Source organism: Streptomyces sp. NPDC001594, assembly GCF_042893675.1.
Taxonomy (GTDB): domain Bacteria; phylum Actinomycetota; class Actinomycetes; order Streptomycetales; family Streptomycetaceae; genus Streptomyces.
This window is the reverse complement of record NZ_JBIAVB010000009.1, coordinates 1-12,664: the sequence shown is the minus strand read 5'-3', so window position 1 is coordinate 12,664 and position 12,664 is coordinate 1. Positions and strand designations below refer to the sequence as shown.

Here is a 12,664-nt window from a genome sequence, read left to right as displayed (position 1 = left end):
CGTCCGGCGAACTCCCGGACGAGCGATCCCGTTCGGGGCATCGTTCGAGGTCAGACCATAAAGAACAAGCTTAGACGTCGTTTCTTATGGCGTGATCGTTCGTTGGTCCGTGCATGACGGACTTGGTCGGGCGGCTGGTGCCGGACGAGTTGTGGATGCTGTTTCGGCGAGTGGTACCGCCGACAGAGGTCATACGCCCGCAGGGCGGCGGCCGGCGTAGGGCGGGTGACCGTGAAGCATTGGCCGCGATCATCTTCGTAGCCACCTCGGGCTGTACCTGGCGGCAGCTCCCGCCGGTGTTCGGTCCGAGCTGGCAGACCGTCTACCGACGCTTCGCCCACTGGAGCCGAGCCCGCGTATGGGCTCGGCTCCACCGCGTCATCCTCGACGAACTCGGCGCCTGCGGGGAGCTGGACTGGTCGCGCTGCGCGATCGACTCCGTCAGCATGCGGGCTGCAAAAGGGGGCCTCTGACGGGACCGAATCCGACCGACCGTGGCAAGCCAGGATCGAAAATCCACCTGATCACTGACCGGAATGGGCTGCCGCTCTCGCTGGGCATCTCGGGTGCGAACATGCACGACAGCCTCGCTCTCGAACCGCTCGTGCGAGGCATCCCGCCGATCCGGTCCCGACGCGGACCTCGTCGACGGCGCCCCCACAAGCTTCACGGAGACAAGGGCTATGACTACGACCACCTCCGTCGGTGGCTCCGCGAACGTGGCATCCGCCACCGCATCGCCCGCAAGGGCATCGAGTCCTCACAACGTCTCGGCCGCCACCGGTGGGTGGTCGAACGGACCGTGTCCCGGCTCGCCGGTTGCCGTCGGCTCCACCGGCGATACGAGCGCAAGGCCGAGCACTTCCTCGCCTTCGTCGGCATAGCCGCAGCTCTCATCGGCTATCGCCGGTTGGCGACCCTTCTCAAGGCCTGAGCCGGTCCTGCTGCACGTCGAAACAGACCAGACCCATGGACTCCGCCACGGCTACCGCATAGGCCGATGCCTCCTCGGCCATGCTCCACCTCATCGGGAAGTAGATCAACGGACCACTCGCCTCGTCGATCAACGGGCCCGTCGACCAGGGCGAAGTGTCCTCCTCGTCCTCGGTGAGGTCGCACCACCGCTCAAGAAGCGCCGCGACGTATGCCGCTATGCGTTCGGACGGAGGCTCCTCGACCTCGCTGTCGATATAGCGGTCGTACAGGTCGCTGAAGACCCGGCCAGCGGACTTGTCATCCGCCGGCCTCTCGCCTTCCCACACAGCCAAGTCGTAGCTCATGCCCGGAGGCTCTCACAGGGCACTGACATACATCGTCGCCGGTCAACGGCACGGACCTCAGCCAAAGGAAACAACGTCTTAGCCAAATACCTCGAATGGTGGTTTACCGGGCAGATCAAGCTGTAGCTTCACCCGTCAAGACCACCTGGTCGCCACTGAGATGATCTTGGTGTGGCTGCTGTGAGGGAATGAGACCAGGGATCAACGGATGTGGGTGCGGTGGGGACGGCTCAGCGCGGAAAGGACTGCCTACGCGGGACCTCGGCGTCCTTTTATGCGGAGCGGCGAAGAACTCCGTGCGCCTTGCCGGAACAACAAGCGTGGAATGTAGGGGGCGGGCACGTGCTGACGTACCAGGAAGTGATGATGACAAATCTCGGCGTACTGACAACAGCTGCCGGAAAGTGGGAATCCATGGCAGCCGAGTTGGCTAAGGTTGAAGAGCGCTACGGGGACACGGTCCAGCAGATAACCCTCGGCCAGGACTGGCTCGGGCTCAGCATGGAAGAGGCGCACACGAAGTTCGCGACGACCCGGCGCGAGTATACCTCCGCCCAGACTGAGGCGAAGGCGGTCGCCAAACTTCTCAGGGATGCGCACAGCGGTTTTGCAGATCTGAAGAAGAAGGTCGAATCGGCACGGGATGATGCGTTGGCCGCGGGCATGGCGGTCTCGACAGCGGGTCGCGCGACTTTTGACTTTACCCGGGTCCAAGATCCAGGGGAGGCGAGGACCCTGCGTCACGATCCGGACCTGAAGGTTGTGGAAGAGTCCTGGACCTCGCACATTGCTGCAGCAGTGCGGGCTGTCGACGAGTTCGACAAGGCAGTCAGGCAGGCGCTGGAATCCGTCGTCGTGGACGGGAACATTCTTGACGGCACCATCGGAGGCTTCAACGCCTCGGCCACTCCCATTATCCCGCCGACCGGCTCGGCGCGCAGCGAGCAGAAGTTCAGCGATGCCGGGGAGTGGATCTTCGAGGAGATGAAGCGGAACTCGAAGTCCGACACCGTCCGCGAGATCAAGTCTCTACTCGACAAGCCGGAATGGTATGAACTGGGCCGGAATTACGGCTCCGATGTCAGCGCGGCTCTGGCGATGTGGGGCGTGAAGGTGGGCCCGGGGCAGGACTGGGACCACAAGCCGCAGCTACAGGCACGCTACGACCTCCAGACGCTCGACGACTATTACTTCAAGCAGCCCGGAACGAACCGCGAAGTCTTCTACGACATCTACTCCAACATTCACTACGGTTACGTTGGCCGGGCCGCCGGCTTCGACGCCGACACGCTGATCAAGGGAGCCTCCCTCGGCGAAACGCTGCTTACTGGAGACGACGACCAAGGTGACCAGATCACCATGCGGGTCGGGATCGACCTCTACGACAGGTACGGCGAAGACCTGACCGAGGAACAGCTCCGGCACGGAATCAACGACGCGATAGACAAAATGGAGCAAGCACAGCACAGAGGCGAGAACGTCCCGCAGGTCAGGAATCGCAAGTGACGCGCGGACAGTGGGGTTGTGTGACCGGCCCTGTTGCTGGTGTGATCACTGGCGTGCTCGGGTCGCTGCTGCTGTCAGCGGCCTGGCGGGCATGTGATGTTGGCTTGAACGGTGCGGCCAATGGCCTCGCGTTGATCTTCTACGGAGCCCTGCTTACGATCACGGCGGCCCTATGGTGGGGGGTTCTCATCGGGTATGTAGGACGCCGGAGCCTTGCGGCAGCCCTCCTTGTGGGCACTCTCGGTAGTGCGACCATGCTTTGGATCTTCGTGGCCATCCTCCAGGTTCCCCACGGATACCGCTGCTGACCCCGGCTGGGCGCCCGGGCGGCCAGCCGGCCAGCGCGGGGCTGTTCCACGCTGGAGTGATCCCACTTGCGAGGGCTCTGCCCTGGCGCCCCTGCGTGAATGGGCCTTGACCGAGCTGGCCATCCGCCTGGGACGCTCATGAGCAGGATCCGGACGAATCCACTGCTCGCCGGCGGCACGGACCATATGGGATGCCACCGTTCGGGGTGATCCGGAGCGCGGACTACCCTGAGGCTTTCGACGTCGCTGTCGCCCCAGCAGTCGGAGGTCGTCGATGCAATCACCGTCGACGAGCAGCAGCCTGACTTCCACAACACGATCGAGCCGCTGGAAGTATCGGGAAGGCTCGTCACCTGCGTTTCGGATGCGTTCTTCCACCAGCTCATGGCCGGTGATGCCCCGGACCTGGTGGCGATGGAGACGGGCATCACCGCTCGGCTCACCCAGCACGAGGAGCGGATCACCGGTAACCGTCGGCTGGCTGCACGTGTCGATGCCCTGGACGTCTCCGAGGCTCGTTCTCCACAGTCACGGAGGCTGATCAAGCTGTGGCAGCGGCGGTTCCGCCGGGCGGGGTCCACCGTGGTGCCGGAGCAGGCATCGCAATTGGCCCAGGTCAACCGGGAACTCTCGAAGCTGACCATCGAGCATCGGCAGTACCTGGTCCAGGACAGCGACGCGAAGGCTCTCGTCGTCGACGATGAGGCTCGGTTGAAGGGTCTGCCCGCTGATCAGGCTGAACAGGCACGAGCGGAAGCCGCACGCAGAGGTCTCCCGGGGTATGTGCTGCGCCTTTTCGGCACCGTCGAATCAGTTAAGCCGTCAAGCCGTGAGGTGTTAGGCCGTCCCTTTCAGATCTTGCCCAGGTCCGTTCCTAGGCCCCAGCCGGCGCGCAGAGGCCGGCTGAGAGTGGAGGCCGGGCGGGTGGGTCACCAGAGGCCGAAGAACCGTGTCCACAAGGTGGGCCGTGCCGCGAAGTGCTCCAGTGCGCTCGGGCCCTCGTAGTCGCTCTCCAGCAGTTCTTCGGGGACGCTCACGTAGCCGAGGTCGGCCAGCGCCTGCTCCACAGTGGCGAGGTCGCCGAGGTCCAGCGCCCCCTCCTCGTTGGCCTCGTCCGTGCTGAGGAAGGCCCCTGGATTGTCGGCGCAGACCTCGGCGAGGGAGCCGAATTTGCTCACGCAGACCACGATCCGCGTCCCGCAGACCGTCGCGTCCGCAGGCACGTGGATGCGCCTGGCTTCGTTCATCTCCAGCGACAGCGTTTGTTGACGAGTTTCAGCAGCGTTCGGTGATCAACTCGCTCGTGCTTGTTCATGAGAAATGGTTCTGGCACAACTTCTGTGGAGCAGTAACCCTGCGTGCTGTCGAAACCCCTGCGCACCCGACCCGGCCCAGATGGCGCCCCACCCGTCTCGGGACCACTGCAGGCGTATTTCGCCCCACGCCCTCAGCTGCATGCTCGTCGCGAGAGGATGGGGTGGTGATCCGCTACGACACCGAGATACAGGCCCTGTACCGCCGCTATTGCCTCCCCGCGCGCCGCTACCTGAAGCTCGGCGGAGCGGTACTTCGCATGTCGCGCGAGGAGTACGAGCCGTTCGTTCAGCACCTGGCCGCTGATGCGAGGGCTGTTACCGACGCCGAGCTCACCATCCTCTTCGAAGGCAGCTGGCGCGAGCGGCGGACCGCGGCATGGCTCGCCGCCGTCTCGCGCCGTGACCACTTCCGTGAGCGTCTGGGTGCGCTGCTGCTGGAGAGTGAGGTCTGCTGTGCGGGTGGGGCCTACTGTGTGGCACTGGCGAGTTTCGGCACCGCACGGGACGCCGACTTGCTTGCCGCTTACCTGGATCGCTACCTGCGGCGGCCCGATCTCGCCTACGACCAGCCGACAGCCATGGGCGCCCTGGCCTACACGGAGTCCGTCCTGCACGGCGACCGGGCCAGCCACCTCCTCCAGGAGGGCGGCCTGTGGCGGCAGTGGTTCCAGGACGCGCCCCACATGCACGGCGATGACGGCATCTCCAGCTACCTGGGCGGCATCCGCCTGGCCTGCGCCGTTGTAGACGAATGTGCCGGCATCTGACCCCCTCGGCTTCGTCCACTGTGAAGACTCTGACTCAACGCGCGGGACGCGGCCACCCTCCGTCACGCCAGTAGGACACGCTTGCGAAGAAGTTGGAACCCTGCACGGCCGAACATCTGGCGCTTGAACATCTTGATCCTGTTGACATGCCCTTCGACCGCGCCCGAGCTCCAGGGCAGGGTCAATCCGGCGGTGACGGCGTCGATGTCGCGGTCGATGCCGGCGGCGAGGGTATGGAGGCTAGGCAGATCGTCCTGTCGGACGGCGTCGAGCCAGGCCGGTAGGGGGTCTGTCAATCGAACGGTGTAGCGAGGGTGGTTGGGGTTACTGGCGGGCTGCGGAGAGTCGGCCGTCGAAGGTGATGTCGAAGGCGTTCAGTGCGGTCTTCCAGCGCATGGTCCACCGGGCCTGGCCCTTGCCGGTCGGGTCGAGCGACATGATGGCCATGTAGACGCACTTCAGGGCAGCGGTCTCGTTCGGGAAGTGCCCGCGGGCCTTGACCGCCCGTCGGATCCTGGCGTTCACGGACTCGATCGCGTTGGTGGTGCAGACGATGCGGCGGATCTCGGTGTCGAACCGGAGGAACGGGGTGAACTCCTCCCACGCGTTCTCCCAGAGCCGGACGATCGCCGGATACTTCTTGCCCCACGCTTCGGCGAACTCGGCGAACCGTTCGAGGGCGGCGTCTTCGGTCGCGGCGGTGTAGACGGGCTTCAGAACCTTCGCGATCTTGTCCCAGTCCTGGCGGGCCGCATAGCGGAAGGAGTTTCGCAGCAGGTGGACCACGCAGGTCTGGACGGTGGTGCGGGGCCAGACGGTCTCGACCGCGTCGGGCAGGCCCTTGAGGCCATCGCAGACCAGCATCAGCACGTCGTTCACGCCGCGGTTCTTGATCTCGGTGAGGATGTGCATCCAGTGCTTGGCGCCCTCACCGCCGTCGCCGGCCCACAGCCCGAGGATGTCGCGCCGGCCCTCCGTGGTGACGGCCAGGGCCACGTAGATCGGCCGGTTAGCCACCGCGCCGTCGCGGATCTTCACGTGGATCGCGTCGATGAAGATAACCGGATAAACCGCGTCCAGGGGCCGGTTCTGTCATTCGGCCATGCCGTCCATGACCTTGTCGGTGATCGTTGAGATCGTCTGGCGGGAGACCTCGGCGCCATAGACCTCCGCGAGGTGGGCCTGGACCTCACCGGTCGTCAGGCCCTTCGCGGAAAGGGAGATCACCATCTCGTCCACGCCGGACAGACGCTTCTGCCGCTTTTTGACGATCTTCGGCTCGAACGAGCCGTCGCGGTCGCGGGGCACGGATATCTCCACCGGGCCGACGTCCGTCAGCACGGTCTTCGCGCGGGCGCCGTTGCGAGAGTTGCCGCCGTTCTTCCCGGCCGGATCATGCTTGTCATAGCCGAGGTGGTCGGTGATCTCGCCCTCCAAGGCGGACTCCAGCAGCCGCTTCGTCAGGTGCTGCAACAGCCCGCCCTCGCCGGTCAGCTGGAGGCCCTCGGCCTGGGCACGGGAGACCAGCTCGTCGATCAGCCGGTCGTCCACCGCCCTCGACGGCTTCGGCTCAGACAGCTCGACGGTCTCGGTCACGTTCTCACTGGTCATCGATGCATCTTCCTTGATCGGGAGTTACACCGAACGATTTACAGTCCCCGACCAGACGGTCGTCATGACTGCGCAGGCCCTGGAGGACCGCTACAAGAGGCTTGAAGCTCGCGGAGGCCACCATGTCGGTCGGATCCTCACCCGGCTCCAGGAACACCGGCACGATGATCCGGGCGATCTTCGTGGAGCCGTCCTTGTTGAGCCGCAGGGCCCGGCCGATGTCCTGGACGATCTCGACCTGGGAGCCGCGGGTGTCGGCGAAGCAGATCGCTTCCACGCCCCGCTCGCCGGTGATGTCGACGCCCTCGTCGAGGACGCGTACGGAGGCGAGGAACGCCCGGTGCACGCGCCGGTTGTTAGCGTCGATGCCGTAGGCGAACTGCCGCAGGGCCTCTCGCCGCTCCGACACGAGGTGGTCCCCGCACAGCCACGCCGACCACACCCGGCCCAGCGCGATGTGACGGCCTGGCCTCCAGCTCGTAGAACTCGGCTTCGATCGACGACGTGGGGAGCTTCTCTGCGGCCGCCAGGTCGGCGTCGGAGGCGTCGGTTACGTACGACTCGGCCGCGGTCTCCGGCAGCTTCTCCGCGAACGCGGCCGCCTCTTCGACCTTCTGGTGGAAGGTCATGACGCTGCGCAGCTTGTAAGCGGCGGCGTGTTCCAGGAGTGCGGTCTGCAGCAGCGCCAGGCGCCGGCCCCGCTGCGCTTCCTCGGATTCGCCGAGGGCGGGGGAGGGGTTGCGGATCTCCAGGACGTCGATCTCAAAGTCGGCGAGGATGCCCCGTTCGATCGCCTCCGACAGCCCTGGCTCGGCCAGCCACGCGCCGTACGTGCCGTTCGGGTCGTCGGCCATGCCACGATTCCCGCCTCCTGGCTACCGGCGCGCCGCGCCGGCCGGGCCCTGGTCAGGATCCGCGGGGTCGCGGTGAGGTAGAGCCGGAAGTGCGCCGGGATCCGCGCGTTGTCGTGGATCGCCGCCACGGCCGCCCGAGATCACCAGCCGTGCCATGCGCTCCGGGCCTGGCGCCCGGCCCGTACATGGCCCCGGCCAGACACCTCTGGTCGGGGCCGTCGCGCGTCCAGGGTCAAACGAAGGCCGCCTCCACGTCCGGCGGTTCCCGTCCCGGGTGATCAAGTTCAAGGGACCAATCGACCAGCGAGGTCGCACCCTCGACTCTTCGGGAGGCTGCGTTCAGCGGCCCTGCGTGACCAGCTGTCCGGCGCACGGTGAGGCCGGTGCGCCAGGCGTCGGCGGCCTTCTCCCCACCGCCTCCGCCCGGCCACGGACGCCTCGTCGCCCAGTGCCGTCGATGTGCGCCCGCGCCACGCCCTTGATCAGCCTGCTTCGGTCAAGGCTGCGCGCGCGGCGGCCAGGATCTCCTCGGAGAGCGGGGAGCCGTTGGTGGCCCGGGACAGGACCAGCGCTCCGAACAGGGTGCAGAGGCGGACGATGCCGTCCTGGTCATCAGTGGCGAGGAAGTCGGCGAAGTCGGCCACCCCCTCGGTGTAGACGCGACGAGCCTCACGTCCCCCGCCATCGCGCGCAATGTCGGAGGCGAGCGCGGCGACCGGACAGCCGTCCGCCGGGCCGTCACGGTGCTCGACGGAGAGGTAGGTGTCGATCAGCACCTGCTGGGCGGCGTCGCTCCGCCCTTCATACCGCTCAAGTCCCTCGGTGTAGCGCCGGGCGAGCCCGGTGAAGGCGTGGGCGGTGGCCTCGTCGACGAGCGCCTCCTTGGAGGCGAACTGCTTGTAGAAGGCGCCGTGGGTCAGACCGGCTGCCTTCATCAGGTCGGCGACGCTGACCTGCGTGCCCTGCTCCCGGAACAACCGGGAGGCGGTGTCCACCACCCGCCGGCGATTTTCCTGCGCCTGCGCCTGCGATACGCGGCCCATGACCACCTCCCGTTGGATGTCGACTGGCATCTATCATAACTCCATGTTTAGATTGAGTGCGTAATCTAAATTGTGTGGGTTGCCGTCGGCACCCGTTAGGAGCAGGAGCAGGCATGGATCTCAAGAACGCAGTCGCGGTCGTCACCGGCGCAAACCGGGGACTCGGGCGGCACCTGGCAGCCCAGCTCGTCGAGCGTGGCGCGAAGGTGTATGGCGCGGCCCGACGCCCCGAGGCGGTTGACGTGCCGGGCGTCATCCCGCTGCGGCTGGACGTCACGGACGAGGCATCGATACAGGAGGCCGCCCGCGTGGCGTCCGACGCGACACTGCTGATCAACAACGCGGGCATCTCCACCGGCGTGACGCTGATCGGAGGCGACGTGGCTGAGGTGCGCCGGGAGATGGAGACCAACTTCTTCGGCCCGCTCGCCGCGACCCGCGCATTCGCCCCCGTGATCGAGGGCAACGGCGGCGGCGCCGTACTCAACGTCCTGTCCGCCCTGTCCTGGTTCCACCCGGCCGGCCTCGGCTCCTACGCGGCCTCCAAGGCCGCCGCCTGGGCGCTGAGCGACGCGACCCGTGAGGAGCTGACACCGCGCGGGATCACCGTCTCGGCGCTGCACGTCGGTTACATGGACACCGACATGGCCGCGGGCGTACCTGCCGATCAGAAGGTCGCCGCCGCCGACGTCGCGGCCCAGGCCCTGTCCGGCATCGAGACCGGCCTGCCCGAGATCCTCGCCGACGAGACCAGCCGGTACGTCAAGCAGACCCTGTCCGCGGCACCCCAGCCGAACGCGGGCTGACGCCCACCCCTCCACCCCGGCGCGGCCGCCTTCCCACCCCCTCCGACTCGCCGAACTGGTAGCCGTCGGCGCTGTCGAGGACCGCGTCATCGCCCCAGCCCTGCCGGTCGCCTGATGAGTGAACGCGGCTGAGGACGCAACGCGCCCGCGCCACAGCCAGAACAACACAAACTATTTCAAAAAGTACGGCGGCCATTCGGGGTGCGCCCGCCGCCGAGATACCCGCCCCCAGAAACGCTTTACTAGGAGTACTCCGTGAAGGCCTTCGTCCTCGAGAGGTACGGCTCCCCCATGCGGGAGGTCGAGATGCCCGTACCGGTCCCTGCCCCCCATGAGGTGCTCGTGCGCATGGTCGCGTCGGGCGTCAACCATGCCGACGAGCGGCTCCGCTCCGGCGAGTTCAAGGCAATCTTCCCGTTCCGGCTACCCAAAGTCATGGGCGGTGAGCTCTCCGGCGAGGTCGTGGAGGCCGGCTCCGCGGTACGAGACGTCGCCGTCGGTGACCACGTGTACGGCTATGTCGACTTGGCGGCCACGGGCACCTTCTCCGAGTTCGCCGCGGTCGACGCCGCCACGATGGCACCCGTGCCCCAGTCTGTGAACCTGGTCGAGGCCGCGGGGCTTCCAGTCGTCGCGCTCACGGCCTGGCAGGCCCTCGTCGAGATGGGCAAGGTGAAGAAGGGCCAGACCGTCCTCATCCATGGCGGGACCGGTGGCGTGGGATCGGTCGCGATCCAGCTCGCCAAGCACCTGGGCTGCACCGTCGCCACCACCGTCTCGACGGCGAACATCGCAGCCGCCCGAGAGCTTGGTGCCGACATCGTCATCGACTACCGCCACGACGACCTCGCGCAGAGCCTCGCCGGCACGCCCGTCGACCTCGTCCTCGACACCCAGGGCGGAGCCACACTGCAGGCTTCCCTCGGGGTGCTGCGCCCCGGCGGCACCGTCATCGGCATCACGGGCCCGCCCGACCCGGCCTTCGCGCGGCGCGTCGGCGTCAACCCCGTCGTCCGGCTCGCCATCCGGGCCCTGAGTGCCCATACCCGCCGCCGGGCACGCGCCCTCGGGGTCACCTACCGCTTCCTGTTCATCACACCCGATAGCGCCGCGCTGCGCCAGGTCGCCGGGCTGGTCGACGACGGGGTGCTGCGCCCGATCATCGACCGGGTGCTCCCATTCGACCAGACCCCGCGGGCTCTCGACGAGGCGCTCGCCGGCGGCACACGCGGCAAGGTCCTGGTCACCACCGACCCGAAGGCGGTGACCAGCCGTGGCTGAGTCCAACGTTCGTCCCCGCCCGACCACGTGGGCCACGGCGCCCAACCACCGCATCGTCGTAGGTTCGAACACGCTCGTATACCGCGACCTCGGCCCCGAGAACGGCGTCCCGCTGGTCCTGCTCACTCACCTGGGCGCCACGCTCGACGAGTGGGATCCCCGATTTGTCGACGCGCTCGCCCGCGACCGCCGCATCGTCGCGCTCGACCTCCCCGGGGTCGGCGGATCCACCGGCCGTGTCCCAGGCACCGTCGCCGCGATGGCGCGTGCGGCGGAGGGGTTCGTGACCACCCTCGGGCTGACCCAGATGGACCTGCTCGGATTCTCGCTCGGCGGCTTCGTCGCCCAGCAGGTGGCCCTCGATGCGCCGGGGCTCGTGCGCCGCCTCGTCCTGGCCGGAACCGGCCCCGCCGGGGGCACTGGCATCGACCGTCCGACAGGTGGAGCCTACGTCTACTGGGACATGGCTCGTGCCGCGATGGCCCGCACCGATGCCAAGGAGTTCCTGTTCTTTCCCCGCACTCCAGCGGGCAAGGCGGCAGCCAAGGCTTACCTCGCGCGCTTGCGCGAGCGCGTGATGGACCGCGACGCCCCCATCACGCTGTCGTCCTTTCACCGCCAGATCACCACCATCCGGGGCTGGGGCCGGGCTGAGCCGCAGGACCTCTCCCGCATCGGCGCCCCGACGCTCATCGCCAACGGCGACCACGACCGCATGGTCCCCCCCGAGCTGTCCCACGACATGCACGCCCGCATTCCCGGCAGCACGCTGATCATCTACCCAGGGGCCGGGCACGGCGGCGTCTTCCAACACGTCGACGAGTTCGTCGACGCCGTGCGAGCCCACCTCCACACCGACAGCTGACATCGGCATTCGGCGCTGACACACAGCGCGTGCAGCTCCGCAGCGGAATCGCTCATGCACCCACAACGACCGCGTCGCAGACCGGCAACGATGCGACTGCGACCCGCGGCGAGCCCACCGCGAACCGCGAGCCGGGATTCAACTGCGCAGATGATTGAGCATTGCGCAGTTTCACTGGTCCACGACAGCAGTCGGAGGACCTGGAGCGCACCATGCCGCCACTTCCCGTATCAAGCCGAACTACGTTTTGAAGCATCTCTTGGGATGCGAGCTGGCATGATCGGGCCATGCCTATTGCTGTTGAGTTCTTCGTGGCCCCGGATGACGGGGTGGCTTCCGGGATGGGACCACGGCATCGCCATCATGGTCTTCCGGCTTTCGCGTGTGTGGACTTTTACCCCGACGATGCGGTGGGGGACTGGGAGGTTCTGCTGGCAGGGGGTGCGGCCACAGAGTCGCGTGTTGTTGTGCCGATGAAGAATGACGGCTTCACGGTGTTCGAGCTCCCCGAGAGACTGTGTTCCACCCTGGCGCAGGCGAGCACGAGCCGGCTCGTTGAGGCCGCTGGTGCCTGGGTCGGACTTGCCAGTATGAAAGACGAGGGGGTTCCGGTGGAGGCGGCGGTCGAGGTCCTGACTGAGGTGGCTGATCTGGCCCGCACGGCGGCAGGCCTCCGCCACCCTTTGTACTGCTGGTACTTCTGAGGGAGGCCAGCCACCAGTCCCTTCCGCTGCTGGCGCCCGCGATAGCGGGCTGGTCCTGGAGGCGGAGCCGGAAGGATCGGGTGGGGGGAGCGGAGCGGACCCGCCCAACGGGCCGAAGGACCGGACCCCGTGAAACGGGGTCACCCAGGCCTGCGAAGCAGGCCGTTCGAGGTGGAGCGAAGCGGAACCTCGAACCGTCCGGAGCGCAGCGCAGGACACCGGCCCGAAGGGCCGGCTCTGAGGGCGCGAAGCGCCCTCCCGCTGGAGCGAAGCGAAGCGGTTCGTTGGCACAGCGCGCAGCGCTGTGGGACCCGCTCCGCGGG

10 protein-coding genes and 3 pseudogenes are annotated in these 12,664 nt (G+C 67.1%); 7 read left to right on the top strand and 6 right to left on the bottom strand.

Annotation, left to right across the window (positions count from 1 at the left end; all coding sequences use genetic code 11):
* The first annotated feature begins 113 nt into the window (after window positions 1-113).
* Window positions 114-934, top strand: a protein-coding gene (locus ACFY0O_RS18965) for an IS5 family transposase (RefSeq protein WP_388947793.1) whose coding sequence is annotated in 2 segments (ribosomal slippage) — window positions 114-456 and window positions 456-934 — 822 coding nt in all. Because the reading frame shifts where the segments join, the coding sequence is not laid out codon by codon here.
* Here the strand turns inward: ACFY0O_RS18965 and ACFY0O_RS18960 are convergent.
* Entirely contained in the window at window positions 924-1,280 is a 357-nt protein-coding gene (locus tag ACFY0O_RS18960) for a hypothetical protein (RefSeq protein WP_388681297.1), read from the bottom strand. The genes ACFY0O_RS18965 and ACFY0O_RS18960 overlap by 11 nt on opposite strands.
* A 342-nt stretch (window positions 1,281-1,622) precedes the next feature.
* On the opposite strand from ACFY0O_RS18960, the gene ACFY0O_RS18955 reads away from it, so the two are divergent.
* Window positions 1,623-2,786 carry a polymorphic toxin type 44 domain-containing protein gene (locus ACFY0O_RS18955; protein ID WP_388947792.1) on the top strand — a complete coding sequence of 388 codons (1,164 nt, stop codon included), beginning with the start codon at window positions 1,623-1,625 and terminating at the stop codon, window positions 2,784-2,786.
* 1,237 nt (window positions 2,787-4,023) lie between these two features.
* Here ACFY0O_RS18955 and ACFY0O_RS18950 read toward each other — a convergent pair.
* Window positions 4,024-4,341: a hypothetical protein gene (locus ACFY0O_RS18950; RefSeq protein ID WP_388947791.1), complete on the bottom strand. Its 318-nt coding sequence runs from the start codon at window positions 4,339-4,341 to the stop codon at window positions 4,024-4,026.
* A 233-nt stretch (window positions 4,342-4,574) separates the two neighbouring features.
* Here ACFY0O_RS18950 and ACFY0O_RS18945 point away from each other — a divergent pair, with 233 nt between their 5' ends.
* The gene (locus ACFY0O_RS18945; RefSeq protein WP_388947790.1) at window positions 4,575-5,177 is read left to right on the top strand and encodes a DUF6000 family protein; all 603 of its coding nucleotides are present in this window, start codon (window positions 4,575-4,577) and stop codon (window positions 5,175-5,177) included.
* A gap of 62 nt (window positions 5,178-5,239) precedes the next feature.
* On the opposite strand, the pseudogene ACFY0O_RS18940 reads toward ACFY0O_RS18945, so the two are convergent.
* The 4 genes and pseudogenes from ACFY0O_RS18940 to ACFY0O_RS18925 form a co-directional block, all read right to left on the bottom strand.
* Window positions 5,240-5,461, bottom strand: a pseudogene (locus ACFY0O_RS18940) (transposase); the annotation flags it as partial.
* A 40-nt stretch (window positions 5,462-5,501) separates the two neighbouring features.
* Window positions 5,502-6,788: pseudogene (locus ACFY0O_RS18935) on the bottom strand (IS256 family transposase).
* Between the two features lie 22 nt (window positions 6,789-6,810).
* A pseudogene (locus ACFY0O_RS18930) lies at window positions 6,811-7,802 on the bottom strand (helicase); the annotation flags it as partial.
* Between the two features lie 322 nt (window positions 7,803-8,124).
* Window positions 8,125-8,685: a TetR/AcrR family transcriptional regulator gene (locus ACFY0O_RS18925; protein ID WP_388948220.1), complete on the bottom strand. Its 561-nt coding sequence runs from the start codon at window positions 8,683-8,685 to the stop codon at window positions 8,125-8,127.
* 113 nt (window positions 8,686-8,798) lie between these two features.
* Between ACFY0O_RS18925 and ACFY0O_RS18920 the strand changes: the two genes are divergently transcribed.
* The 4 genes from ACFY0O_RS18920 to ACFY0O_RS18905 all read left to right on the top strand — a co-directional run bounded on the left by ACFY0O_RS18920 (window position 8,799) and on the right by ACFY0O_RS18905 (window position 12,341).
* Complete coding sequence (locus ACFY0O_RS18920; RefSeq protein WP_388947789.1) at window positions 8,799-9,491, top strand: SDR family oxidoreductase; 693 nt, start codon at window positions 8,799-8,801, stop codon at window positions 9,489-9,491.
* Window positions 9,492-9,746: 255 nt separating this feature from the next.
* On the top strand, window positions 9,747-10,772 hold the full coding sequence (locus ACFY0O_RS18915) for an NADP-dependent oxidoreductase (protein WP_388947788.1): 1,026 nt from the start codon (window positions 9,747-9,749) through the stop codon (window positions 10,770-10,772).
* Window positions 10,765-11,637, top strand: a complete 873-nt coding sequence (locus ACFY0O_RS18910; protein WP_388947787.1) for an alpha/beta fold hydrolase — start codon at window positions 10,765-10,767, stop codon at window positions 11,635-11,637. The genes ACFY0O_RS18915 and ACFY0O_RS18910 overlap by 8 nt, the downstream gene beginning before the upstream one ends.
* 287 nt (window positions 11,638-11,924) lie before the next feature.
* The gene (locus ACFY0O_RS18905) at window positions 11,925-12,341 is read left to right on the top strand and encodes a hypothetical protein (RefSeq protein ID WP_388947786.1); all 417 of its coding nucleotides are present in this window, start codon (window positions 11,925-11,927) and stop codon (window positions 12,339-12,341) included.
* The last annotated feature ends 323 nt before the right edge of the window (window positions 12,342-12,664 follow it).

Bases quoted from the DNA above. Each gene is read 5' to 3' on its own strand.
- ACFY0O_RS18960 (WP_388681297.1), bottom strand. From the start codon at position 1,280: ATGAGCTACGACTTGGCTGTGTGGGAAGGCGAGAGGCCGGCGGATGAC.
- ACFY0O_RS18950 (WP_388947791.1), bottom strand. From the start codon at position 4,341: ATGAACGAAGCCAGGCGCATCCACGTGCCTGCGGACGCGACGGTCTGC.
- ACFY0O_RS18925 (WP_388948220.1), bottom strand. From the start codon at position 8,685: ATGGGCCGCGTATCGCAGGCGCAGGCGCAGGAAAATCGCCGGCGGGTG.
- ACFY0O_RS18920 (WP_388947789.1), top strand. From the start codon at position 8,799: ATGGATCTCAAGAACGCAGTCGCGGTCGTCACCGGCGCAAACCGGGGA.
- ACFY0O_RS18905 (WP_388947786.1), top strand. From the start codon at position 11,925: ATGCCTATTGCTGTTGAGTTCTTCGTGGCCCCGGATGACGGGGTGGCT.